This window comes from Aureispira anguillae, from assembly GCF_026000115.1.
Lineage (GTDB): Bacteria > Bacteroidota > Bacteroidia > Chitinophagales > Saprospiraceae > Aureispira > Aureispira anguillae.
In genome coordinates this window covers 6,597,029-6,621,047 of the sequence record NZ_AP026867.1, presented here as the reverse complement: position 1 = coordinate 6,621,047, position 24,019 = coordinate 6,597,029, and the positions used below count along the sequence as shown (strand labels likewise).

General features: G+C 35.6%; 23 protein-coding genes. 16 read left to right on the top strand and 7 right to left on the bottom strand.

Features of this window, described 5'->3' with window-relative positions; all coding sequences use genetic code 11:
* Nucleotides 1–111 precede the first annotated feature (111 nt).
* The 14 genes from AsAng_RS25910 to AsAng_RS25845 all read left to right on the top strand — a co-directional run bounded on the left by AsAng_RS25910 (nucleotide 112) and on the right by AsAng_RS25845 (nucleotide 13,946).
* A complete protein-coding gene (locus AsAng_RS25910; protein WP_264790043.1) occupies nucleotides 112–1,668 on the top strand; it encodes a peptide MFS transporter in 1,557 nt (518 codons plus the stop codon).
* 658 nt (nucleotides 1,669–2,326) lie between these two features.
* On the top strand, nucleotides 2,327–3,511 hold the full coding sequence (locus AsAng_RS25905) for an NAD(P)-dependent malic enzyme (protein WP_264790042.1): 1,185 nt from the start codon (nucleotides 2,327–2,329) through the stop codon (nucleotides 3,509–3,511).
* Nucleotides 3,512–3,622: 111 nt separating this feature from the next.
* The gene (locus AsAng_RS25900) at nucleotides 3,623–3,829 is read left to right on the top strand and encodes a hypothetical protein (protein ID WP_264790041.1); all 207 of its coding nucleotides are present in this window, start codon (nucleotides 3,623–3,625) and stop codon (nucleotides 3,827–3,829) included.
* A 136-nt stretch (nucleotides 3,830–3,965) separates the two neighbouring features.
* A complete protein-coding gene (locus tag AsAng_RS25895; protein ID WP_264790040.1) occupies nucleotides 3,966–4,565 on the top strand; it encodes a DNA-3-methyladenine glycosylase family protein in 600 nt (199 codons plus the stop codon).
* A 242-nt stretch (nucleotides 4,566–4,807) separates the two neighbouring features.
* Nucleotides 4,808–5,305, top strand: a complete 498-nt coding sequence (gene tpx, locus AsAng_RS25890; RefSeq protein WP_264790039.1) for a thiol peroxidase — start codon at nucleotides 4,808–4,810, stop codon at nucleotides 5,303–5,305.
* Between the two features lie 214 nt (nucleotides 5,306–5,519).
* Nucleotides 5,520–6,584 (top strand): hypothetical protein, encoded by a 1,065-nt coding sequence (locus AsAng_RS25885; RefSeq protein ID WP_264790038.1) that lies wholly within the window; start codon nucleotides 5,520–5,522, stop codon nucleotides 6,582–6,584.
* On the top strand, nucleotides 6,584–7,156 hold the full coding sequence (locus tag AsAng_RS25880) for a Crp/Fnr family transcriptional regulator (RefSeq protein WP_264790037.1): 573 nt from the start codon (nucleotides 6,584–6,586) through the stop codon (nucleotides 7,154–7,156). The genes AsAng_RS25885 and AsAng_RS25880 overlap by 1 nt, the downstream gene beginning before the upstream one ends.
* A 160-nt stretch (nucleotides 7,157–7,316) precedes the next feature.
* On the top strand, nucleotides 7,317–7,943 hold the full coding sequence (locus tag AsAng_RS25875) for a DJ-1/PfpI family protein (protein WP_264790036.1): 627 nt from the start codon (nucleotides 7,317–7,319) through the stop codon (nucleotides 7,941–7,943).
* Between the two features lie 729 nt (nucleotides 7,944–8,672).
* A complete protein-coding gene (locus AsAng_RS25870) occupies nucleotides 8,673–10,820 on the top strand; it encodes a S9 family peptidase (RefSeq protein ID WP_264790035.1) in 2,148 nt (715 codons plus the stop codon).
* 175 nt (nucleotides 10,821–10,995) lie between these two features.
* The gene (locus AsAng_RS25865) at nucleotides 10,996–11,358 is read left to right on the top strand and encodes a hypothetical protein (RefSeq protein WP_264790034.1); all 363 of its coding nucleotides are present in this window, start codon (nucleotides 10,996–10,998) and stop codon (nucleotides 11,356–11,358) included.
* A gap of 53 nt (nucleotides 11,359–11,411) precedes the next feature.
* Entirely contained in the window at nucleotides 11,412–11,810 is a 399-nt protein-coding gene (locus AsAng_RS25860; protein ID WP_264790033.1) for a hypothetical protein, read from the top strand.
* A 229-nt stretch (nucleotides 11,811–12,039) separates the two neighbouring features.
* Nucleotides 12,040–12,966, top strand: coding sequence for a glycoside hydrolase family 73 protein (locus AsAng_RS25855; protein ID WP_264790032.1), 927 nt, complete (start codon nucleotides 12,040–12,042; stop codon nucleotides 12,964–12,966).
* Between the two features lie 7 nt (nucleotides 12,967–12,973).
* Nucleotides 12,974–13,417, top strand: a complete 444-nt coding sequence (locus AsAng_RS25850; protein WP_264790031.1) for a YbjN domain-containing protein — start codon at nucleotides 12,974–12,976, stop codon at nucleotides 13,415–13,417.
* 289 nt (nucleotides 13,418–13,706) lie between these two features.
* The gene (locus AsAng_RS25845; RefSeq protein ID WP_264790030.1) at nucleotides 13,707–13,946 is read left to right on the top strand and encodes a hypothetical protein; all 240 of its coding nucleotides are present in this window, start codon (nucleotides 13,707–13,709) and stop codon (nucleotides 13,944–13,946) included.
* 79 nt (nucleotides 13,947–14,025) lie between these two features.
* Here AsAng_RS25845 and AsAng_RS25840 read toward each other — a convergent pair whose 3' ends face one another.
* From AsAng_RS25840 to serS, 6 genes are all read right to left on the bottom strand, one after another.
* On the bottom strand, nucleotides 14,026–14,439 hold the full coding sequence (locus tag AsAng_RS25840; RefSeq protein ID WP_264790029.1) for a hypothetical protein: 414 nt from the start codon (nucleotides 14,437–14,439) through the stop codon (nucleotides 14,026–14,028).
* Nucleotides 14,440–14,604: 165 nt separating this feature from the next.
* Nucleotides 14,605–15,390, bottom strand: a complete 786-nt coding sequence (locus AsAng_RS25835; RefSeq protein WP_264790028.1) for a hypothetical protein — start codon at nucleotides 15,388–15,390, stop codon at nucleotides 14,605–14,607.
* 64 nt (nucleotides 15,391–15,454) lie between these two features.
* The gene (locus tag AsAng_RS25830; RefSeq protein ID WP_264790027.1) at nucleotides 15,455–16,309 is read right to left on the bottom strand and encodes a DMT family transporter; all 855 of its coding nucleotides are present in this window, start codon (nucleotides 16,307–16,309) and stop codon (nucleotides 15,455–15,457) included.
* A gap of 81 nt (nucleotides 16,310–16,390) precedes the next feature.
* Nucleotides 16,391–17,449: a bifunctional diaminohydroxyphosphoribosylaminopyrimidine deaminase/5-amino-6-(5-phosphoribosylamino)uracil reductase RibD gene (gene ribD / locus AsAng_RS25825; RefSeq protein WP_264790026.1), complete on the bottom strand. Its 1,059-nt coding sequence runs from the start codon at nucleotides 17,447–17,449 to the stop codon at nucleotides 16,391–16,393.
* Nucleotides 17,450–17,548: 99 nt separating this feature from the next.
* The gene (locus tag AsAng_RS25820) at nucleotides 17,549–18,934 is read right to left on the bottom strand and encodes a T9SS type A sorting domain-containing protein (RefSeq protein WP_264790025.1); all 1,386 of its coding nucleotides are present in this window, start codon (nucleotides 18,932–18,934) and stop codon (nucleotides 17,549–17,551) included.
* Nucleotides 18,935–19,230: 296 nt separating this feature from the next.
* Nucleotides 19,231–20,505 carry a serine--tRNA ligase gene (serS, locus tag AsAng_RS25815; RefSeq protein WP_264790024.1) on the bottom strand — a complete coding sequence of 425 codons (1,275 nt, stop codon included), beginning with the start codon at nucleotides 20,503–20,505 and terminating at the stop codon, nucleotides 19,231–19,233.
* A 581-nt stretch (nucleotides 20,506–21,086) separates the two neighbouring features.
* Between serS and rho the strand changes: the two genes are divergently transcribed.
* Both rho and AsAng_RS25805 read left to right on the top strand, forming a co-directional pair.
* A complete protein-coding gene (gene rho, locus AsAng_RS25810) occupies nucleotides 21,087–22,730 on the top strand; it encodes a transcription termination factor Rho (RefSeq protein ID WP_264790023.1) in 1,644 nt (547 codons plus the stop codon).
* A gap of 205 nt (nucleotides 22,731–22,935) precedes the next feature.
* Complete coding sequence (locus AsAng_RS25805) at nucleotides 22,936–23,406, top strand: hypothetical protein (RefSeq protein ID WP_264790022.1); 471 nt, start codon at nucleotides 22,936–22,938, stop codon at nucleotides 23,404–23,406.
* A 133-nt stretch (nucleotides 23,407–23,539) separates the two neighbouring features.
* On the opposite strand, the gene AsAng_RS25800 is transcribed toward AsAng_RS25805, so the two are convergent.
* A complete protein-coding gene (locus tag AsAng_RS25800; protein WP_264790021.1) occupies nucleotides 23,540–24,010 on the bottom strand; it encodes a ribonuclease H-like YkuK family protein in 471 nt (156 codons plus the stop codon).
* Between the last annotated feature and the right edge of the window lie 9 nt (nucleotides 24,011–24,019).

Here is a 24,019-nt window from a genome sequence, read left to right as displayed (position 1 = left end):
AAAAAGCAACAAACAACTATTATTTGCTATAGTTTGAAATAAGGCAAGGGCTTCTCTAAACTTTGTTTGATTTTGCGTTTGAACAAGATTTAAACCACAATCAATATTGTTATGAAAACATCAGAAATTGCCCCAACGACTACTTTATTTGGGCACCCCAAAGGTCTCTTTTATTTATTTTTTGCAGAATTATGGGAGCGCTTTTCCTTCTATGGAATGAAAGCGCTTTTGCTCCTATATATGACGCAACACTTATTGTATTCAGACGATGTATCCTTTGGGATTTTATCGGCTTACATGTCTCTGGTCTATATAACTCCTTTATGGGGAGGAATTATTGCCGACAAAATTCTAGGTTACCGCAAATCCATTTTATTAGGCGGTATACTAATGGCTTTGGGACACTTTTTTCTTTCTTTTGAAACCCCTCTTTTCTTTTATGGCTCTCTAGGGCTCATTATTGTTGGAAATGGATTTTTTAAGCCCAATATTTCTTCTTTTGTTGGCGCATTGTATAAAAACAATCCTACTCAACGAGATGCTGGTTTTACGATTTTTTATTTGGGTATTAATTTAGGAGCCGCTATAGCCCCCCTTATCTGTGCTTGGGTTGCCGATCTTTATGGTTGGCATTATGGCTTTATGTTAGCAGGAATTGGTATGTTATTGGGCTTATTTTTCTTTCAACGAGGGCTCAATAGTGATGTTTTTGGTGCTGCTGGAAAATTGCCCAACTCAACCAATTATTACCAAAAAAAGGGCGGATTAAACCAAGGGCAATGGATTTCATTGGGAGCTTTTGCCGTTGTTCCAATTTTTGCAGCCATTATATATTTGCATCAATACGAGCACTACTTAATTTTTGCGGCTACCCTATTTTTGGTGCTTTACGTTCTTTATATTTTAAGTCGTGTTAGCCCCCTTGAGCGAGGGCGTTTAATTGTTGTCATTTATTTCACCTTACTCTCCACTTTATTTGCTGCTTTATTTGAACAAACAGGAAGCTCGGTTGTGCTTTTTGCGGATCGAAATGTAAATTTAATTGGCATCACTGCGGCTCAAACCAATAGTATTAATGCTAGTTTTATTGTCTTACTGGCCATCCCTTTTTCTATGCTTTGGGGCTGGCTTAACAAAATTAATAAAAATCCCAGCGCCCCTTACAAATTTAGCATTGGGCTAATCTTACTGGGGTTAGCAGCAATTATATTTGGACGTTCTGCCGTTAGTGCCGATGCCATGGCCCAAACCTCTATGGTGTATCTGGTCATTGGTTATTTTGTGCTAACTGTAGGTGAATTATTCTTATCGCCCATTGGTTTATCAAAAGTAACCGAACTATCCCCCACTCGATACATTGCATTTATAATGGGGGTTTGGTTTTCTTCTTATTTTTATGGGCATTATTTTGCAGGTAAAATTGCACAACTAACTGTCAACAATGGAGATAAAAATATACTGACGGACAGCTTTGGTACTTTCATCGAAATTATCACCCAACTCAATCCAAGTATTGCCGCTGAAAAAGGCAAAGCGTTTGAACAATTATACGCTTATGTTTCTGTCTATGTTAGCTTTGGGATCATCACGTTATCCATTGGTTTATTGGCCTTTTTTATCGCTCCCTTTATGGCTAAGTTAATGCAATTAGAGGAGTACAAAAACTAGCTCTAAGGAGCTATTAAATATACTGCACCCCCAAAAGAGATTCTAACATTAAAAAAGATCGTTCTTTGACAAATCGTGTGGTAAACTCTAAAAAAGGGCAAGCTTTTAACTACTTTTTAGCTTCGCTGCTAGGCATCCCCGTTGGTACACCATACCAAACTGCTCGTGCACTACGTTTATGTGGTTTAGAAGAAAGTAATAGGTCGTAAGTCGTATGTCCTGTATTTACAGGAACTAAGCATACGACTTACGACCTATTACTTATAACAAAAGTAGTAATAAGAAGGCAAGGTAGTTTACGATTCCACACAATTTGCCAAAGAACCTATAAATCATCCTATGCCTATTGGAGTGAGGTCAATGTTTACTAGCATTTCTATGCTTAGAAAAGATATAATGACTTTTTGTTTTGCAAATTCCACATTTTAATCTAGGTTTGTTAAAATAAATATGAACTATGTTTTTGTTTTTAGTTCATATTTATTTTTTCATTATAAAACAGACCATAGTATAAAATATACTTTTTTGCTAGGTTTATACAATTAGACATCAATAATAGGTGATTGTTTGTATCGTTTAAACCTTTTACATTCAAACAATTTCATGCCTATTAGCACTAAACTCTGACCTTATTTTAACCAAAAAAACACTTACAATTATGGATTATTTCGAAGAATCTCTTCATCTACATAGTTATTTAAAAGGAAAAATTGGGGTTCGTAACAAAATGGATGTTCGCACACAAGAGCACCTTTCTTTGGTTTATTCACCAGGTGTTGCTGCTCCATGTTTAGAAATACAAAAAAATCCCGAATCAGTTTGGGAATATACCATGAAAAGCAACTCGGTGGCAATTGTTACCGATGGATCTGCTGTTTTGGGACTTGGAAACCTTGGAGCAGAGGCCTCTATTCCTGTTATGGAAGGAAAGGCTATGCTTTTTCGTCGTTTTGGACGAATCAATGCATTTCCAATTTGTCTAGACACACAAAATGTAGATGAAATTGTAGAAACAGTTCGTCGCATTGCTCCAGTATTTGGAGGAGTTAACCTAGAGGATATTGCCGCTCCTAGAAGCTTTGAAGTAGAAGAACGCTTGCAAGATTTAGGCATTCCCGTTTTTCATGACGACCAACACGGAACAGCAATTGTTGTTTTAGGTGCTTTAATCAACGCTGCAAAATTAGTAGGAAAACGTTTAGAAGATCTATCCGTTGTTATCAATGGAGCTGGTGCTGCGGGGATCGCTATTGCCAAGCTGCTTCGTTGTGTAGATCATGGCGAGCAAGATAGTGTTTGTACGCCTGTTAAAGAAATGATTATTTGCGACAGCAAGGGGATTGTTCATAGGGATAGAGACAACCTAAATGAGGCCAAAAAGAGAGCTTTGGGCTTCACCAATCTTAACAATAAGAAAGGAAGCCTAAAAGATGCCCTTGTTGATGCTGACGTCTTTATTGGGGTAAGTATGGGCAACTTGCTAACGACTGAAGATATTAAAACCATGGCTAAGGATTCTATTATTTTTGCGCTGGCAAATCCAACCCCTGAAATCATGCCTGAAGAAGCCTATAAAGGAGGAGCCGCAATTGTAGGTACTGGCCGAAGCGACTTGCCGAACCAAGTTAATAATGTATTGGGTTTTCCTGGTATTTTTAGAGGTGCCTTGGATGCTCGTGCCAAGCAAATTACACCGAATATGAAATTAGCTGCGGCTTATGCTATTGCAGAGAGTATTTCCAATCCATCTAAAGATATGATTATTCCGCCTGCATTAGACGAAGTTGTTGCTTATAAAGTTGCCAAAGCTGTTAAAGAAGCAGCCTTAAAAGACATGCAATAAGCGCAATAAAGTATTAATAATAAAGATTTTAAATCACATTTTTCTGTTTTTATCGTTATATTAGAATAGCAAAAACATCATTCTATAACTTTATAATTTTAAAAATTTATTATGAAAAATTTATCCCTACTATTAATACTTGTATTTGTCATTACAGCATTAGCCTCTTGTGGCAGTAGCCCCTACAAAAAGCGTAAAGGATGCAAAGGTAATGGTGGTTGGTATGGAAAACGTAATTTGGGAGCTATCGAGCATCAAAAAACAAGTCCACAAGAAATTTATGTCTTAGCCAATTCAGAAGAAGTGAATTACAACTAATTTATTTTTTCTTTGTTCTATTAATACTTTGCTGAAAAATCAACGGAGTAATATTTTATAAAAAGTCCAACATTTAGCTGCTGCTGCTTGTTGGATTTTTTATTTTGCTTATTTATCCATTTTTAAAATCATTCCAATGCATTCAAAAGCCATCCAAGTTTTATCAAAAGATCCTTCATTAAAAGCAATCATTTCTAAGATTCAACTTCCAGAACTATCTTCTTCCAAAGATGTTTATCGCAGTTTATTAAGATCTATTGTCTCTCAACAACTTTCCGTAAAAGCTGCTGCTACCATCCATCAACGTTTTTTAGACTTATTTGATCATCAAGATCCCTTGCCTCATTTGCTTTTAGAAAAAAGTTTAGAAGAACTAAGAGCAGCTGGTTTATCAAGGCAAAAAGCTGGTTATATGCAAAATATTGCCGCCTTCGCTCTTGAGCATCAATTTGATCAAATTAATTGGGACGATTATACAGACAAAGAACTGGTAACATTTTTAACTCAGATAAAAGGTGTAGGGACTTGGACCGTTCAAATGATGTTGATGTTTACTCTACAACGCAGTGATGTTTTTCCTAGTGCAGATTTGGGGATACAACAAGCCATGCAAAAGTTGTACAACATAGAAGGCAAGGGCAAAGTATTGATTAGCCAAATGGATAAAATTGCAGCAAATTGGAGCCCTTATAGAACCATTGCTTGCCGATATTTATGGCAATGGAAAGATTTATAGTTTATCAATGGCAATGCTCTTAACAAAGCACTGCTTATGCGTTTTGTTTTCCTAGAACAGATCGTTTTTTCTTATCATTTTAACTTCACAAAAATAAAGGTCTGTATAAACTTTTACATGCCTATTTTATTGCTTAAATTGAGTTTTTAGCTGTTTTAAAAAGGATAACCTAAGCACTTTTTTTAATTAGTTATCAACCATTACTCCATTTTTAAACAACTCATATCTTAAAATAATAAACAATGGCAACGATTACATTTAAAGGCAACCCAATCCAAACCGCAGGCGAACTTCCACTCGTAGGAAGCAAAGCTCCTGATTTTGTATTAGTAAAAAATGACTTATCAACGGCTACCTTATCCGATTTTAAAGGATCTAAGGTCATTCTAAATATATTCCCAAGCATAGACACAGGCATTTGTGCCATGTCTGTCAAAAAATTTAATGAAAAAGCTGCTAGTTTGGAACACACGCAAGTATTGTGCATTTCAAGAGATTTGCCTTTTGCTCAAAGCCGTTTTTGTGGTTCTGAAGGCATTAAGGATGTTATTAATTTATCCGATTATGCCACTAGTGCTTTCTGCAAGGACTATGGTTTACTAATGTTAGATGGTCCCTTGCATCATTTAGCAGCAAGAGCGGTTGTTATAGTAGATGAAGAAGGAACCGTTATCTATACAGAGCTCGTTCCTGAAATTGTGCAAGAGCCCAATTATGAAGCAGCATTGGCTAGTCTTTAACCAATAAGCTGCTCTTAAGAAGCCCATTTTAGATTTTAAAATGGGCTTCTTAACATCTAAAGCACTGTCTGCTTCCCTACTGCATCAACCACCAATATTAAACCGATTTAATTACTTCATCACTCCGCTAGAACCCCGAACCCAGCTATGCTGGCTCATAAGCGATAGCGTACTAACGAATCAGCGGAGTATTGTATTAATCTCTTAAGTCCTTATGGAAATATCCAAAAAGAAGCCTTCCTTTCCTATCTCTGATAATTTAAGAAAGTACTTAAAAGACTATGGTCGTTCAGATGCGCTGCCTATCCAGTATCAAGACCTAACCAACTGGTATGAATCGGCTGCTATTTATGATCAAAATGGTAATGACACGCTTTGGGAAGCTATTATTTATCACCCTACCTTTCAGGATGAAATTGAAGCAGCATTAACCTATATCTATGGCATGCTCAAAACAGATGGCAATATGGAGGTGATTGAGCACCTTCGAGTAAGCCGTATAGATTATTGCCTTTTTGGAAATTCCAAACCTTTTCGTATTCGAATCATCAATAGCTTAAATGACAACCACGATTATTTCTACATCAAAAAAGCAGATGCTTCTAGGGTTTATGGCTTGGAACTAGAGGACATTCTTAGCCCCAATCGCTTAGCGTTTATTGTCGATAAAGAAACGTTGGTGGAAGAACATATCCCAGGAATTCCAGGCGATGCCTTTTTAGATTATTATATAGAAACACCGAATTTTCTAAAAAGTTATGCTGCCAAAGAATTTGTCAAGTTCAATGAGCGATGTTTTGTAATGCTACTAGGCGATATGCGTTCTTATAACTATGTGGTAGATGTCACCCCTGACTTTGACAAAGAGCAATATCGGGTTCGGGCAATTGATTTTGATCAGTTGTGTTATGAAGGACGTAAAAACCACTACCTTCCACAGTTTTATAAAGAGAATTATAAAATTGTCAAGTTCTGCATGGAAGTATTGCCTCCCATTACTGTCGAACAGTATAAATATGAAGAACGTATTTTAATGAAAAAACGTTACAATTTAGATCAAGAGCGCATCAAGCATCTATTGAACAGCATGAGTATGGATACCCTGTCTACTCATGAAAAACGTGCTTCGCTAATCAAAGATCTAAATTCGTATCATACTACCCAACAATTTTCTTCTCTATCTTCTATGGGGGAAATACTAACCCTGCATTTGGAATTAATGTTGGGAAAACCCATGCCCAAAACCCACAATGGAACCATTAGTTATAAAAAGCTATAATGAACACTCAATTAAGCCATTACATAAGACGTTATATTACGATTTCTGACTCAGAATTGGAATTATTTAATGCTGCTTTGAGTCCCAAAAAATTAGCCGCAAAAGAATACCTATTGCAAGCAGGAAGAATTTGTACTTCAAGGTATTTTATAACAAAGGGTTGTTTGCAGTTGTATTATATTAACACCAAGGGAAACAATCAAATTGTTCATTTTGGGCTTGACAATTGGTGGATTACAGATTATGAAAGCCTAATTCATCAAATCCCGTCTAAATTATACATACAGGCAATTGAGCCAACAGAAATATTGGCATTAAATATCGCTTCTTTTGAAAAGCTGTGCCAGCAACTCCCTAAGATAGAACGCCTTTTTCGAATTATTATGGAGCGATCTTATGTTGCGGCTCAACGAAGATTAGAATTTATGTTTAGTCTCTCTGGCGAAGAACTGTACCGCACTTTTATTGCTGCAAATCCTACTTTTGCCCAACGAATTCCCCAATACATGTTAGCCTCTTATTTGGGCTTTACGCCTGAATTTCTAAGCAAAATCCGAGCTAAGAAAAAATAGGTCATTTCTTAATCTTGATTAAGATTTCTTTCATTTCCTTGCGCTACTTTTGTTCTAAACAAAACCACAAGTTATGAAAAAATTAATTTTATACTGTTTGCTTTTTAGTATGAGTTATAGTTGTACTAAAAACACAGCTGATTCAAACAATCTTAATACAATGAAACAACCTATATCAAAAGTTCTTGATAGCAATTTGCCGACCATAGGAATTTTAGTTTTTGAAGGGGTGATTATGAATGAAGTAATTGCACCAATGGATGTTTTTTCAAAAACAACTGCCAATGGAGAAAAACTGTTTAATGTCATTACCATTGCCAAAACAATTCAGACCTATAACAGTGCGCAAGGATTAAAAATCATACCCGATATAAGCATTGATCAAGTCCCTAAATTAGAGGTTTTAGTTGTTCCTAGCTCGTATCATCCCAACCAGCAAACCGAAGACAAAGCACTCGTTCAGTTTATTCAAAAACAGCATCAATCTGTCAATTATATGGCGAGTCATTGTGCTGGAGCATTTCTAATTGGAGCAGCAGGAGTAGCTGATCATAAAAATATAGTAACTTATGTTAGCGGTGGAGAAAGTTTAAAGGCCAATTATCCAACCTTAAAAGTGGCCAATGATCGCACTATTTCTGTAATGACAGATGGCAAACTCATCTCATCCAATGGCAATTTAGTCAGTTACCTTGCTTCTCTTGATTTATTAGAAAAAATGACCAGCCCCCAACAACGAGCCCATGTAGAAGAAGCGTTATTGATCGATCGATTGTGTCAGAATTAGCTGTACGGAGGATTTAAACAATAAGATTTGAGTACAGGACAAAACCAGCTTGCTGGCTCACGAGCAAAGCGAACTATTAGGAGGCTTATCACTATTTTTTAGACCGCTTCGCTGTGAGATTTTAGAGCTTAGACTCCAATAACAGTTCAATTGGAGTCTAAGCTCTAAAATCCAAATCATCATTAAGCAAAGGTCCTATATTTTATAGGAAAAAACGTTAGCTCGCTTTGCTCGTGAGCACTTTGTTTTTAGTTTGCCCTGTACATAGCAAAAAGGTATTGTTTAAATCTTTATTCTATGGTCAACTTAACAAACGCCTCTCCTTCTCCAAGTCCATAAATTGTACACTTTGGTAGAAATTGGATTTAAATCTGGTATTTAGTTTGTATCTTTGGTTAATGTGTTATTTAAAGATTTTCGTTCTTTGACAAATCATGTAAAATATTAAACAGCCCTGCTCTCTTATGACTACTTTTGTTGTAAGTCATCGGTAGTAAGTCGTATGTTTAGTCTCTGTTAATGCAGGACTTACGACTTACTACCGATGACTTTCTTCTAAAAAAAGTAGTGGAAAGCTTACCCTTTGTTAGTGTTTGTCACATGATTCATCAAAGAACTAAGATTTTTATTGTTCTAATAAATAACTCACATTCGTTGATAAGTACTGCTGCTATATCTAATGAATTGGTCTGATACATTCCTAATTATTTCAAACAGAAAATTTATCCAATGAAAAATAGCTTTTTCATAATTGCTTTTTTGAGCATTTGCCTTAACTCAGCATCTGCACAACTAAAAGACATTAGCATCCCACAAATCTGGGAAGATTACAGGTTTTATCCCAAAATGGTTCCAGGGTTTAACTTTATGAAAGATGGTAAGCATTATTCGGTACAAGAAAGTAATGAGATTATTCAATATGATTTGACTTCTGGAAAAAAAACATCTGTAATTTATAGTTCTTCGGATCTGAATTTTTCTAGTTATACCTTTAGTGCTGATGAAAACAAACTGGTACTAGAAACCGAAAGAGAACAGATTTACCGTCGTTCTTCTAAAGCTAATTTTTATGTTTGGGATCGCAAATCTGAAAAACTTACGGCGGTTTCTAAAACAGGCAAACAACGTTATGCTACGCTCGATGCCCAAGGAAATAAGATTGCTTTTGTTCGTTCCAATAATCTTTTTTACAAAGAAGTAAATAGTGATAAAGAAATTCAAATTACAACAGATGGTGCCCACAACAAAATTATTAATGGAGCAACAGATTGGGTATACGAAGAAGAATTTTCGATGTCAAAAGCTTTTGCTTGGTCTCCTGAAGGAACCAAAATAGCCTTTTTGCGCTTTGATGAAACAATGGTAAAAGAATTTACTTATACCTCTTATAACAATGAGTTATATCCTATTTACAATACGTTCAAATACCCCAAGGCTGGAGAAAAAAATTCAGATGTTACGGTACATATTTATGATTTGACCACTAAAAAAACCGTGCAAGTACAGGTAAAGGGAGATAAAGATCAATACATTCCACGAATCAAATGGGTGGACGACAATCAACTTTGTGTTACTCGTCTGAATCGTCACCAAAACAACCTTGCCTTATTGCTTGCTAATCCTAAAAATGGAAGTACCAAGGTCTTACTAAAAGAAGAGAATAAATACTTCATTGACATCCATGATAATTTGACGTTTTTGGATAATGGAGAATTTATTTGGACAAGTGATGAAGATGGTTACAATCATATTTACCTTTACAATATGAAGGGCAAAAAGGTTCGCCAACTAACAAAAGGTAACTTTGATGTCATTCGTTTTTATGGTTTAGATGCTCAAAAGAAAATGCTCTACTTTCAGGCAGCCAAAGAAGGCGCTATGCACAGAGGGATTTACCACGCCCCACTTGCTGGCGGAGCAATCAAAACCTTGCATCATCAAAAAGGGGTAAATAGCGCACAATTTAGCAGTACCTTTGATTATTATGTCAACACCTATTCCAACGCTACTACTCCTCCTTCGTATAAGGTATACAAAACCCAAAACAACCAATTAATTCGTACCATAGAAGAAAATCAACCACTCAATAATCAGTTGAAAGAATACAATATGGGCAAACATTCTTTCTTTGAATTTACCAATTCAGATGATGTTGTGTTGAATGGTTGGGTAATTAAGCCTGCGGATTTTGATCCCAATAAAAAATACCCTGTATTTATGTATGTATACGGAGGACCAGGCAGCCAGACCGTTATGGACAGATGGGGAGGACAAAACTATATGTGGTTCCAAATGTTGGCTCAGAAAGGGTACATCATTGTTTCTGTAGATAATAGAGGGACAGATGCTCGTGGGCAAGCTTTCCGAAAATCAACTTATATGAATTTAGGAGGGCTAGAAACCAAAGATCAAATTGAAGTGGCCAAACATTTTGCTAGCCAACCTTATGTAGATGCAAAAAGAATTGGAATTTTTGGGTGGAGTTTTGGCGGCTATCTTTCTACTTCTTGTTTGGCTAAAGGTGCTGATGTGTTCAAAATGGCCATTGCTGTAGCTCCTGTTATCAACTGGAAATGGTATGATACGATTTATACCGAACGTTTTATGCGTAGCCCAAAGGAAAATAATGATGGCTATGAAGAAAATTCTCCGATTAATTTTGCGGGGCAAATTCGTGGCAAATATCTATTGGTTCATGGGATGGCAGATGATAATGTACATTTTCAGAATGCCGCAGAAATGGCTAGGGCTTTAATTGCCAAAAACATTCCTTTTGATGAGGCCTATTATCCAAACAAAAACCATGGTATTTATGGCGGTTATACAAGGGCACACCTTTACAACAAAATGACAAATTTCATTTTAGACAATTTATAAAATACTGCTAAAAAGAGTTCTTGGCAGGTGAATTATTCATTGTAGAATAATTCACCTGTTTTTTTGTCCCTGCCTCAACCCTGATTAAAATCATTTTTCATTATGATTATTATCATGGAATAACAGAGAAGGGTCTCCTATCTTTGAGCTATTGTTAATACAAATAGCTTATATCATGAATACAACATTAGTAGAAAATAATAAAGCCACTTTTGAGGCAACAACAACTCAAGCACCTCAAGGTATCGTTCAACGCTATTTAGATTTCTGTGACCGTCAAATGCAACATAGAATGACTTGGTTTTTGTTTCCAGCGCTCATTCTACCTTGCTTGTTCATGTCTTCAGCTATTTATTTTATGCTAAGTTATGGAGCAGCTGGTTTCTCAATTTTCTTGTTTGTAAGCATGTTATTGTTCATAGGAGGAATGGTTGCTACAGTAGGAAATTTGACCACAAGAACAACAATTACCTTATTTATTGTTGCTGTAATTTGGAATATAGGTTTCCCTGCACTAAGTATCTTTTTCCTTTCATAAAAAACTTATAAATAAGTTGGATTTTTAATAGCTTTTTAATTCTTCACTCTGTTATGAGTACCAAATTAGCTCTATTAATCCTTATTGTTTTTATACTATTTGGCACAGCCCCCCAGCAAGCTACGGCTCAATCTAATTTGACGGGATTGAGTACAACAAAAGAACAGTCATCGTTACATTTTATTGTTTATTATACTGGAGATTTAGCAAGTCTTATGACGACCAACGACGCTGAACTTAAAAACTTCATCTCCATTTATAATATGGAATTGACTCGTCAATTTGAAATCAATGAGTTCAATAAGGGATTGGTTTTAGTACCTGAATACCCTATTGAATCTCCGAATGAAATGGCAAAAGAGTTATCAATTATGAACAATATACTAATGATTGAAATCGTCAACCCTTTACAAGATAATTTATTAAAAGATAGGCTGAATAAAGCTTATTAAATTATTATTGATAGACAATACACCACACACTTTTTAAATATTTTTGTTTCCAAAAAGCAACTCAATTAGCATTAGAGTTGCTTTTTTTAGTTGTAACAATTAGCATTTTTGTCTAAAAACACCTTTTTAAAACATTTTGTTTTTATTTTATTTCTTTTTTAAAACATTTTGTTTTACATTTGTTTTATGATAACAAAAGACATTATAGACAATATAAAATGCACTAATTATGATGATAGTAAACAAAAATTTGCCTGTAGTGGTAAAACAGGCTTTTGATGATAATCTGCAAAGATTAAAGCGCTTTGCAAAACAAATTTGGTTGAGAGTAGCCTTTTTTGTTTTAATACTACTTGTACTTACTCAAAAAGAATTTAGCGTTCAATTTACCATTGGTAATGCTACGACACAGCAAAGTGCTAGTGTGCTAGATCCAACAAACAATTCTATAGAACCACAACATAATAATAAACCATACGCAACAACGGTATCGACAGAACGCACAAAAAAAACTAAAAGATGGTGGGAAACAATTCGAGACGAAAGTAAAGATATACGGTCTCAAATGAATTTGGCTAATGCGGCAACTGCTGTAGGCTCAGCCCTCAGCCCTGAACAACAAAAACAAGCTGCTAAGTTTTCTAACTTAGGTTTTGTTCTTAATCCAAATTTTGCAAAAAAGCACAACATTGATCCTGAAATTGTAGCAGCTAAGAATAAAATTTGTACCGATTATATCGCAAAGTACAGTTCTACAGCTAAAGAAGAGGCAGACTTGTTTAATATTCCCGCAAGCATAACACTTGCCCAAGGATTGTTAGAAAGCAATGCAGGCAAAAGTTCACTCGCTACCAAGGAAAACAATCATTTTGGAATTAAATGCCGCAAAAAATGTATTGGCTGCCGCTGTGCCAACTATACAGATGATAGTCGTTATGATATGTTTAGAATATTCGATTCTTCTTGGGAGAGTTTTAGAGAGCACAGTAAACTATTGTCGAACTCACGTTATAAACATTTATCAAAATTAAAACGTAGTGATTACAAAAATTGGGCACGTGGTCTCCAAGCAGCTGGTTATGCAACAGACAAAAAATATGCCTCCAAATTAATCGCCATTATCGAAGCTTTGAATCTTGACCGATTTGACCAATAATAAAACTATGGATAAGTTAATACTAAAAAAACTAGGTCGCTATTTTAAACGAATTGGCGTTGATTATGACACAGACCAAACCCGTCAAGCTCTAAGTTTTGATGTTGAGACTCCTGAAGGAGAATGGCAATGCTTGGTTCTGGTTGGAAGTCGAAAAGATGCTAGATGTGGAGTTGGTTTTTATTCTACCCTACCAACAGTCGTTCCGATTCCAATTCGTGATTTGATAGCGCTCTCTTTAATGTCTTTAAATACGGATCGTTTGTTTGGCAGTTTTGAACTCGATCCAGATACGGGCTATTTACATTTTAAGACCTATATCGAATTTGATTATCGTAACTTTTCAGAAAAGGCACTTGAAAAAAATATGCTTTTTAATATCGAGATTATGCGACGACACATGCTTAAATTAACCAAAATGATTCACCAGAGAATGGCTAATCGAGCTTAATTTATTAAATCTATATTTATTACATCCTAAAAAACAGATGGACAACTTTTAAGCCCTTTTATATCTAATATGCAGGTATAAAGGGCTTTCTTATTCTTTTTATCCTAATATTTCCAACCTTTTATATGGTTTGGATGTCCTAATAAATATTAACAGTTGTTATACAAAATAAAATTTCGAAAAAAAAACGAGGCCTATGCAACATTTAGTTAAATAACTGCGTTTTTCATACAGTAGCAAATTTTATTTTACACAGTTTATTTGTAAAAAATAAAACGACCCGAGAAAAATGAAGCATAAAATTACAAAAGGAGATTTAGTCCGTGACATTTATGGGGAGGTCAATTATCTAAAAAAAATGGCCATCCAAAAAGCTAAACAGTCAGACTCTGATATACAGGAAGAGCATAACGATTTAAAAAAAGCACAAGATCTATTAAATACGGTAGAAATTCAACCGCCTAGTTTTGTCATTCAAAATATTTTGAATTATAGCAAAAGCTCAGAATTTGAAACAGAAGCAAGCTAATGTAGACTAAATCACCATCAATCGCAAAAAAAAAGGCGGTCAGAAAGAGTTTTCTGACCGCCTTTTTTTGCGATATTGTCTAGTCCATTTTATTGACAATTTCTTGAACTTCCTGAGTTAGTTTTTTCAAGTCCTCCTTAGTTTGCTCGTCATTAATGCTCTCTAAACCTTCTTTAGACTTCTCCACTTGTTCTTTGATTCGCTTTGTTTCTTCTACCAATACGGTTAATTCTTCTTGATGTTTGCCATCTTTAGCCTCAGCCCGTAATTTGTCCAACAAATTTCCTAGTTTCTCAATAGAGTCATCATAGGTACCTTCTTTTATTTTCCCACCTTCATGTTGAAAAATATTAAAGACTCCCTGCACAGTTTCCTTTGCATTGCTAATGACCTCTTTTCCCATTTTTTGTTCTTGCTCGGTGCCAAAAAACTGCGTATAAACTACCCAGCCTACCACAAAAAAGAACACCAGACTTATTAACTTACCAATCATAATTATACTTACTTTTTTATCAATTATTAGAATGTGTGTCTTATCATTCGTTCGGTATTTTTTTGATTTTTGTAAAAAAATCACCGAACTTTTATCTTATGTTACATTCCTTTTTAATACCAACAAAATCCAAAACCTTAACGTTCAACTTTTAATTGTTTTAGATTATAAACGCCCTTTGGGTCTTTCCTTTCGATCACGTTTTGTTGACCTTTTCTTTCTTTTCTTGGGTGCATACAAATAAGCTCTATCATCGTCACTTAAAAATGGAATAACAATAGAAATATTAAACCCAAAATGACTCATATTGTCCTCAATCGCATTGGAAGTTATGTTCGGCGTTTGATTCAACTCTTTTTCAAAGTTACCAATCCCGATGATAGAATGTAGTTGATAATAAGGTCGAATTCTCAACAAATAAAAGTATTTTTCTCGCTGCGATTTTTTTAGTAAAAACTTAATTCTAATGGCATAATCGAGATAAAACTCTGGCGCAATAACATATTTATTAACAGGGGTTTGGTAGTCTCCTCCAAATGAATATCGAATTCGTTGCGCTCCAAGATGCATAGCTGCCCCAAAAGTAAAATGATGTTTTGGAAAAGGTTTGATTCCTGCTCTTGCCGTAGCAGACATATAATTAATAATTACTTCTGCATTCTCTCTAAGTTGATTGGGGTTGGTACTTTTTTGATTAGAAATCAGATTTCCAAACCCCAATTCCATAACAGAGTATTTACTGTATTTTCCTGCACCGACTCTATATCCATGAAAGTTATTGGCAAAAGGAGCAATAGAATGATTCTCCCGTTCATTAAAAGCGTTTATAATAACATTGGCTCCTTTCATCGTAATTGCGCCATAATTATAACCGCCAAAGATATAATACTGTCCAAAAGAAGAAGGTATTACAAAGCAACAACTCATCATAAAGAATACAAAACGCATCATTTTTTAGTTTTTTGAGGGGATGTAACAAGTTTTACAAATATAGACAAAACTTAACTCAATCCAATTATAACGTAATCAAAACAATAGCGAGGATCGCCAATCCAACTCCAAGCATATTCAACAAAGAAAGTCGCTCCTTAAAAACTAAAAAGCCAACTAATGCTGCTCCTGCAACAATTGTAATATTACACAAGGAATAGACCGTTGAACCATCCATAACATCCAAAGAACGCAACATAAAATAAATAGAAAAATAATTCGGTATCCCTAAAATTGTTCCTGCAATAGCATTTTTTAAAGCTAGCCGTTCTCTAAAAACAAACAAACCTATAATTCCTATTAGAGCAGCACTAGCAAACAAAACAATAGATTCTATTGCTGGTTTCATTTCGTGTACAGCATGTAAATATTGCAATAGAATTTCTATAATAGCACTGATAAAGAAAATAGAAATGGGATAAAGCACCAACCACTTAGAAGTTCCTACCTGTTCTGTTCCTGGCTTGTTTTTAGAAGGGAAATTAATAAATACAACGGCTGAAAGTGCCACAATAATCCCTATTATTTTATAGTAGGTATACGACTCTCCATAATACCAAATGGCAAAGGTTACGGAAAGCCCTAACGACATCCGCTGTGCAACAGAAGCGATTGCCATTCCAAAATGTTGCACTGTTCGACTCGCAATATTAAAGCCTCCCATAAACAACAGCCCTAAGCAGCCCATAATCGGTAACCAAGGAGCATACAACATATCGGCTTCAAATGGTATTTCGCCCAATGTAATACAACCTGTTAGAACACAGATAAGATAATTGACAACAATAGCTTGATAATGATTGATGGAGTATCGTTCAAACAGTTTGAAAATGACAACAATCATAATCGAACAGAAAGCAGCTAAAATTAAGTAAAGCAAGATTTTATTTTTTATTGTTTATTCGCACCTTAGTAACAAACAAACGGATCATTTCTAATGGATTAATTACTGGCTAGTCTACTAAGAGAAGGTAGCAGAAGAAGGGTTGACATAATAAGCTACTTGATTATCCAATAACGGTTCTTTTTTTGTCAAGCAACGAATGGGCAGCGTAGGTGCTTTTACCCCTTCGCCCAAAAATAGGTTGCCTTCTAAAACCCGTGCTTCGTCCCACAAGTTTTCAGCAATAAACCCTTGGAGTAATTGGCTTCCTCCTTCAATCAAAACAGATTGAACACGATGTTCATGGAGATAAGTTAGAAGGTTATTGAATAGATTATGCTTAAAATCCAATGAAACAAAACGCACTTTATCCAATTTAGGGTATTCTTTCTTTTCGGTAAAAACCCAAGTCTCCACCTGACCATCAAATAAATGAAGCGTTGAAGGTAGACGCAATTGTCGATCTAAAACTAAACGCAGTGGATTTCGACCAAAATACAATCGATTATTAAGTTGAGGGTTATCAATCAAGGCAGTATTGGTTCCTACCATAATAGCTGTTTCTTCACTTCTCCATTGATGAACCAAACGTTTGCTTAGGAGATTAGAAATGGCAATTTCTTTGGTAGCACTCCCAATAAACCCATCTTTAGACTGAGCAAACTTTAGAACAACATAAGGGCGTTTCTTCTGCACATTGGTAAAAAAACGACGAGTTAACCAAGCCGCTTCTTCTTTTAGCACCCCAACAATCACCTCAACGCCCTGATTTTTTAATTTTTCAATACTTCGACCAGCCACTTTTTCAAAAGGGTCTGTACAAGCAATAACAACTCTTGGTATTTTATTTTTAAGAATCAACTCTACACAAGGAGGAGTTTTGCCATAATGGAAACAAGGTTCTAGGGTGACATAAATAGTAGCCTGCAATAACAATGGCTTATCTTCCTCAATAACAGCAGCAATAGCGTTTACTTCTGCATGTCCCTCTCCATATCGTTCATGATAACCTTCTCCTATTATTCTATCTTGACAAACAATTACGGCTCCAACCCTAGGATTAGGCGCATTATTTCCCCTTGCTTGCTTCGCCAGCTCAATTGCTCGGCGCATATATAATTCATCCTTTTCTCTCATAGCACAAAAGTAAAAAAAGCCCACTTGAAATTCAAGGGGCTTTATATTTATTCTCTATTTCCTAGCTGATCCTAAATTTCAGCGTCGTCATATAGCAACTTATTTTACAAATTTTCTAACCAATGACTGTTCTTTATTTTTTAACAAAATTAAATAGCTTCCTTTTTCGAGCATTGATACATCTAATTGTAGCACTCGGTTTTCTGTTGTTATTTTCTGTTCTAGCACTACTTGTCCAAACACGTTATACACCAACAACTGGCTAGGAGTTTTTATCAGAGGACTCACCTCTATAAGAAGCTGCTCCTTCACTGGATTAGGATAGATCACGAGACTATTTTCTGCCAAAGAACTAGAAGTAATCACACGGACAGGGCTATAAAAAAAATCGCCATTGTTTAGGTGAATTTTTAGCCGATAATAGGTCGTCAACCAAGTCTTTTGGCTAGTGAGATTGTAATGGGTTTGACCTTCGAGTCCAACAAGAGAAGTTAGGGGTTCAAATTTAATACCATCAGGACTTTGCTCAATTTCAAACCAAAAATTAGGCTCGTTCTGCAATTTTACTTCCCAGTTTAGATCAACAACATTCATCGCTGTTTTTTTAACCTCAAAATGAGCGAGTCGAAGTGGCAAAAGAGTACTACAGTCAATCAATGTACTAGCCGTTCCACTGTTTCCAGCGGCATTTAAATTGGCATAATCAAATGCTCCACTTCGAATTTGATTAATTGCATAAAGGTTATTGCTATTGTTCGGCTGCCCTGGTGTTTCATTGGCAACCGTTTGTCTTGTAAAATTAGCTCCAGTGGTAAAATCTCCGTCATTATAAATAAACTCATTTCCCCCTCCTGAGCCAGCAATGGCAAAAGCGCTTCCCCCTCCCAACGAAGCAGGAAAATTAGGAGCTGTAGGAACCGTCACATCCCCATAAGAATAACCGTGAAAAAACTCAAAAGAAGGATTTCTAAATTGTACTGCATCTCCAGCATTACGCATGGTTATCACACTCCAATTCGCAGTACCATAGGTACAAGCAATAGGATAAGTAGCATTTGAAGAACTCGGTCCTGCCGTACAATCCTCTAAACAAGGGCTGTCATCTGGCAAAAAATACACACAATCGTTATTGTTATCGGTAAGGTCGGCTGTAAAAGAAACATCTGGTGCATTATAAAGAACAATTAAAGCACCTGGCGGCACATTTGTTAAGCAACCTGCCGCTATTCTAAGGTGTCCAGAAGCAATACCAACTCCTGTCCCCGAAAGTTCAAAAGCCCCATTATTGTCATCTAAGACCCAACCCGACAAATCAACATTTGCAGTGGGGTCTCCTGCGGAGCCAATAACCAGAAGTTCAATAAATTCTTGCGTGCCTGAAGCGCCATTTGACATTTCATTAATAATGGCCCCCTGTCCATAACTATTGGCAAATAGGCTACTAATTAGGAATAAAAAAAGATAATACTTGTAAACATTTTGCATAGATATAGTTTTTAAGTACTATGCATTTTTTATGATGAAAGCAAGAGGACAAATTACTAAAACAACAATACATAGTATATTAATTATAAGTGTACATCTTGAGCTTAATGGAATACTAAAATAAGCTTTTTTTTAGTTTAACCAACTGATAATTAATTTATTTTATCATTACCTTTTTCTTAAAACCAACAAAAAAAAGGTATACCATATTAATATGGTATACCCCTTACGCTTATTATTAGGTACTTTTTAATTGCTACAACAGCAATCATCTACTAAGTACGCTTGAACGTTTTTTATTTGATGATATCAAACCCAGTATATTTTTGTAGCACCTCAGGGATTTTTATCCCTTCAGCCGTTTGATTATTTTCTAATAAAGTAGCCATAATACGAGGCAAAGCCAGTGCAGAACCATTCAGTGTATGTACCAAATGATTTTTACCATCCGCTCCCTTATAACGCAATTTGAGTCGATTGGCTTGGAATATTTCAAAATTAGAAACTGAACTAACTTCTAACCAACGCTCTTGCGCCGCAGAATATGTTTCAAAATCGTAGGTAATCGCAGAGGCAAATCCTGTGTCACCACCACACAACAACAAAATTTGGTAAGGCAGATTTAGTTTTTGTAAAATCCCTTCTACATGACCACACATTTCTTTTAGAGCCTCGTAAGATTTATCGGGATGCTGAATTTGTACAATTTCAACTTTATCAAACTGATGCAAACGATTCAAGCCACGTACATGAGCGCCATAAGAACCTGCCTCTCTTCTAAAACAAGGCGTATGTCCAGTCAATTTTACAGGAAAATCTTTTTCTTTAAGAATAACATTTCTATAAATATTGGTCAATGGCACCTCAGCCGTTGGGATCAAATACAAATCATCTTTTTCAGAATAATACATTTGTCCCTCTTTGTCTGGTAGCTGTCCCGTTCCTCTAGCGCTATCTTCATTCACTACATAAGGCACTTGATACTCTGTATATCCAGCCTCCAAAGCTTCGTCCAAAAAGAAACTAATCAAGGCACGTTGCAATCTTGCTCCCTTACCTATATAGACAGGAAAACCTGCTCCAGTAATTTTTGCTCCTAGCTCAAAATCAATTAAGTTGTATTTTTTTGCCAATTCCCAATGCGGAAGCGCATCTCCCTCCATAACAGGCAAATCAGTTGTCCAGGCTTGATAGACTTGGTTGTCCTCATCCGATTGCCCAGGAGGTACTAGGTCATTCGCACAGTTAGGAACTTGCAATAATAGATCCTCTAGATGAGCTTTGGTTTCTGTCAATTCATGTTTAAGAGCGGCATTAATTGTTTTTAACTCGCTCCCTCTCTTCTTTTTATCTCCTGCTTCCGATCCTCTACCTGTCTTGAACAATTCCTTAATTTCAGCAGCAATTCGATTGCCCTCTGCCAAATGCTCATCCAACTCTTTCTGGAGATTTTTTCGTTTAGTATCCATCTGGATAATTTGATCAAGAATATCAAAGTTTGTATAATTACGGATTTCTAAACTTTTAATTACTTTCTCTTTATTATCTCGGATAAAATTAACTGGTAACATGCGTTGTTTTGTATTTATAATTATAGTACAAGCCTTAATTAGCTCTATGTAATGCTAATATTAGTGATAAAAAATCATTGATTAAAGAATATTTTTCCTTTTATTTATAGTTTCTCTTTTATTTTTTCTTTTAATCGGTTCAATATTTGGACTAAGTTAAACGTTATTTTGAATAAAATACGTTTATTAAACCCTAATATTACATTAATTTAGTTCTATTTCGTATATTTTTCGAAATTACTATTTGATTTCAAAAATTAAAATGTACTTTTGCAACATCAAGTCAAGCAAAACAAACTCCCACTAACAATTTGTTAATCCCCACTAGTATTCAATTTTAAAGATCATTTCTATATGTATAGCTATTAAAGCTAAAATCAACTTAAATAGTTCCAAACTATTAATGATTTTAATTTTATCCAAAGCTTAATTTTTAATATCAAACAATCGGAGTTAACAAGACAAAAAAATTAGAACTGTTTGGGAATAAAACATTAAACTGTTTTAGGACGAAACAACAAATACACATAGTATATATTTTCATTGATTTATTCACTTAATTTTATTTAACCTACCTTTGTATGTACGACATACTTCAATTAAATCAGATGCTCGTTCCTGAGCTTAGAGAAATAGCTGAAAAGCTTGAGATGAAAGGATATAAGAGACTCACCAAAAAAGAGCTGATTTATAAAATCTTGGACTTCCAAGCCATCAAAGGAGATACAGATACTAAATCTACTCCATCCAAAGAAACTACTCCTGCTAAAAAGACAGTTAGGGCAAGAACACCTAGAACAAAGACTGAAAAAGTTGCCGTTGTAGACAAATCTGAAGCAGATCAACCCGTTATAAAAAAAGAGGAGCCTACAAAACAACGTCGAAGAACTAGAAAAGTAGAGAGCAAAACAACTCCAAATCAAGAACCTAACCTTGATGCTAAAGAGACCGCTCCTGCACCTCAAAAAGAAAAACCAGCTGTTCAGGATAAAAAAGAAGAGCGCCCAACCAATACTCCTGCTACGAACAATAAAAAGGAGCAAAAAAAGCCTAGAAATGGTTCGTATAAGGAGAAATACAATAAATCTAAATTCAATATTGACTTAGATGGTGTTGTTTCTGGAGAAGGTGTTTTGGAAATGATGTCTGAAGGTTATGGTTTTTTAAGATCTTCCGATTATAACTATTTGACCTCTCCTGATGATATTTATGTATCACCTTCTCAAATTAAACTTTTTGGGCTAAAAACAGGAGATTCTATAGAAGGAGCTATCCGCCCTCCAAAAGAAGGCGAAAAGTATTTTGCACTTCTTAAAGTTGAAAAAATTAACGGTTGGAGTCCTGAAGAAATTCGAGATAGAGTTCATTTCGATCACCTAACTCCTTTGTTTCCAGAACAAAAACTAAACATTGTCCAAAAGAGCAAATCCAAGCTTTATTCTACTCGTATTATGGACTTGTTTACGCCTATTGGAAAAGGACAACGTGGACTTATTGTTGCTCAACCTAAAACGGGTAAAACCTTTTTGCTAAAGGATGTAGCCAACTCTATTGCAGAAAACCATCCTGAGTGCTATCTTATTATCTTGTTAATTGATGAACGTCCTGAGGAAGTAACGGATATGCAGCGCAGTGTACGTGCCGAGGTTATCGGCTCTACCTTTGATGCTCATCCCGAAAATCATGTCCGTGTAGCCAATATCGTTTTAGAAAAAGCAAAACGTATGGTAGAATGTGGGCATGATGTAGTGATCCTTTTGGATTCAATCACTCGTTTGGCAAGAGCTCACAATACGGTATCTCCGTCTAGTGGTAAAGTTTTGTCTGGTGGTGTTGAGGCAAGTGCTTTGTTGAAACCTAAAAAATTCTTTGGTGCTGCTCGTAATATCGAAGATGGTGGTTCATTAACGATCTTAGCAACAGCATTAATTGACACTGGTTCTAAAATGGACGAGGTTATTTTCGAAGAATTTAAAGGAACAGGTAACTTGGAGCTTCAATTGGATAGAAAACTAGCCAACCGAAGAGTTTACCCTGCTATTGACTTAACGAAGTCTAGTACTCGTCGTGACGATTTATTACATCATCCAGATGTAATTAACAAGATGATTATCTTGCGTCGTTATCTAGCAGATATGAAAACAGAAGAAGCAATGGATTTCTTATTGAGCCGAATCAAAGGCACGCATAGTAATGATGAATTTTTGCATTCTATGACTAAATAAGATTATCTATCCAGATAATTTATGAAGCCACTCAAAGCATTAGTTTTGGGTGGCTTTTTTTTATAAAACAAGCTGGGTATACTCCATCGTTGATGGTCATTTTAATCGCTTGTGATAACAATAATGATTCGCATCTTTGCAGGTTTATCTCGAATTCGTTAATTTGCTAAGATTATTAAGCCAAGTATAACAATAAAAATATTTTATGGAGCTTATTTATATTATAAAAGCACTAATGATTGGTTGTTTGGGAGCAGGGGGTTTTTATTTTTTTATCTCTTTTCTTTTCCATTACTTTCCAATGCCACTCTACCTAAAAGCACAAGACTTGCTCTCTTCTTGGGCTGTTCAACGATTCAAAAAACAGGGCGATCGGGCAGATAGGGTGTGGACAATTGGCAACAATATCCTTATCGTATTTCTATTTTTAACTTGGATTGCCACCTTTGTAGTCTATGCTTTTTTGCTACATCAAATGCTTCAATATTATCTCCCCAATACCTCCTATTGGGTTTATTATAGTATTGCCATTAGCTTACCTGCAATCTGGGCAATTGTAAAATTGGTGCAATTAATATTAGTTGCCGTTTCTAAAAAAAAGAAAAAAGAAATTGCAACTCCTCCCGCAGTTCCCACCCTAAAAAAGACCTTATTGGAACAAATGGTTGGAGAATAAAAAAAGGCTGCTATCTCTATGGACAGCAGCCGACCAATTGATTCTTAAATCAAGTTATTTTTTAATAATACTTCGTGGATTTTTTATGATTTTCGAAGAAAAACTAAAAAATCCACGAAGTAAGGTTTTAATGCTAACAAACCTTATCCGCACAGCTAGAACTAGCAAAAGCATTGGGTTTGGCTTTGAACTCATAGCCCATTCCCTTTATATAACCCATTGCTTCTTTTAGCGCAATATTTGATTTAAAACTAGCATCTGTATTAATATCGGCATGAATCTCCAAAGCAATGTCGTATTGATCCCAAATTTCAGATAGCTCATAAGCTAATGTAACGGATTTACTGACTTCACGAATCATGCGTTCACGAATTTCCATTTTTTGCGTTAGCACTTCGCTGTTTATAAACATAAATCCTCCTTTTCCTTCTCTTAGAAACACTATAACAGTAGCAAAACCAATGTTTTTGCCACGTACTTGTGAGTCTGTCCCAATACAAATCTTTAGTTGGTGACCTGCTGCCAATTCTTTTTCAATTGTTTTTTCGACAGCTTCCTTAATGGGTAGCAAAATTCTACTCCCGTTTAGTCTTCGCCAGCTCATGTTTTCTCA

Coding starts and splice junctions, on each gene's coding strand:
- AsAng_RS25910 (WP_264790043.1), top strand. CDS start 112: ATGAAAACATCAGAAATTGCCCCAACGACTACTTTATTTGGGCACCCC.
- AsAng_RS25905 (WP_264790042.1), top strand. CDS start 2,327: ATGGATTATTTCGAAGAATCTCTTCATCTACATAGTTATTTAAAAGGA.
- AsAng_RS25900 (WP_264790041.1), top strand. CDS start 3,623: ATGAAAAATTTATCCCTACTATTAATACTTGTATTTGTCATTACAGCA.
- AsAng_RS25895 (WP_264790040.1), top strand. CDS start 3,966: ATGCATTCAAAAGCCATCCAAGTTTTATCAAAAGATCCTTCATTAAAA.
- tpx (WP_264790039.1), top strand. CDS start 4,808: ATGGCAACGATTACATTTAAAGGCAACCCAATCCAAACCGCAGGCGAA.
- AsAng_RS25885 (WP_264790038.1), top strand. CDS start 5,520: ATGGAAATATCCAAAAAGAAGCCTTCCTTTCCTATCTCTGATAATTTA.
- AsAng_RS25880 (WP_264790037.1), top strand. CDS start 6,584: ATGAACACTCAATTAAGCCATTACATAAGACGTTATATTACGATTTCT.
- AsAng_RS25875 (WP_264790036.1), top strand. CDS start 7,317: ATGAAACAACCTATATCAAAAGTTCTTGATAGCAATTTGCCGACCATA.
- AsAng_RS25870 (WP_264790035.1), top strand. CDS start 8,673: ATGAAAAATAGCTTTTTCATAATTGCTTTTTTGAGCATTTGCCTTAAC.
- AsAng_RS25865 (WP_264790034.1), top strand. CDS start 10,996: ATGAATACAACATTAGTAGAAAATAATAAAGCCACTTTTGAGGCAACA.
- AsAng_RS25860 (WP_264790033.1), top strand. CDS start 11,412: ATGAGTACCAAATTAGCTCTATTAATCCTTATTGTTTTTATACTATTT.
- AsAng_RS25855 (WP_264790032.1), top strand. CDS start 12,040: ATGATGATAGTAAACAAAAATTTGCCTGTAGTGGTAAAACAGGCTTTT.
- AsAng_RS25850 (WP_264790031.1), top strand. CDS start 12,974: ATGGATAAGTTAATACTAAAAAAACTAGGTCGCTATTTTAAACGAATT.
- AsAng_RS25845 (WP_264790030.1), top strand. CDS start 13,707: ATGAAGCATAAAATTACAAAAGGAGATTTAGTCCGTGACATTTATGGG.
- AsAng_RS25840 (WP_264790029.1), bottom strand. CDS start 14,439: ATGATTGGTAAGTTAATAAGTCTGGTGTTCTTTTTTGTGGTAGGCTGG.
- AsAng_RS25835 (WP_264790028.1), bottom strand. CDS start 15,390: ATGATGCGTTTTGTATTCTTTATGATGAGTTGTTGCTTTGTAATACCT.
- ribD (WP_264790026.1), bottom strand. CDS start 17,449: ATGAGAGAAAAGGATGAATTATATATGCGCCGAGCAATTGAGCTGGCG.
- AsAng_RS25820 (WP_264790025.1), bottom strand. CDS start 18,934: ATGCAAAATGTTTACAAGTATTATCTTTTTTTATTCCTAATTAGTAGC.
- serS (WP_264790024.1), bottom strand. CDS start 20,505: ATGTTACCAGTTAATTTTATCCGAGATAATAAAGAGAAAGTAATTAAA.
- rho (WP_264790023.1), top strand. CDS start 21,087: ATGTACGACATACTTCAATTAAATCAGATGCTCGTTCCTGAGCTTAGA.
- AsAng_RS25805 (WP_264790022.1), top strand. CDS start 22,936: ATGGAGCTTATTTATATTATAAAAGCACTAATGATTGGTTGTTTGGGA.
- AsAng_RS25800 (WP_264790021.1), bottom strand. CDS start 24,010: ATGAGCTGGCGAAGACTAAACGGGAGTAGAATTTTGCTACCCATTAAG.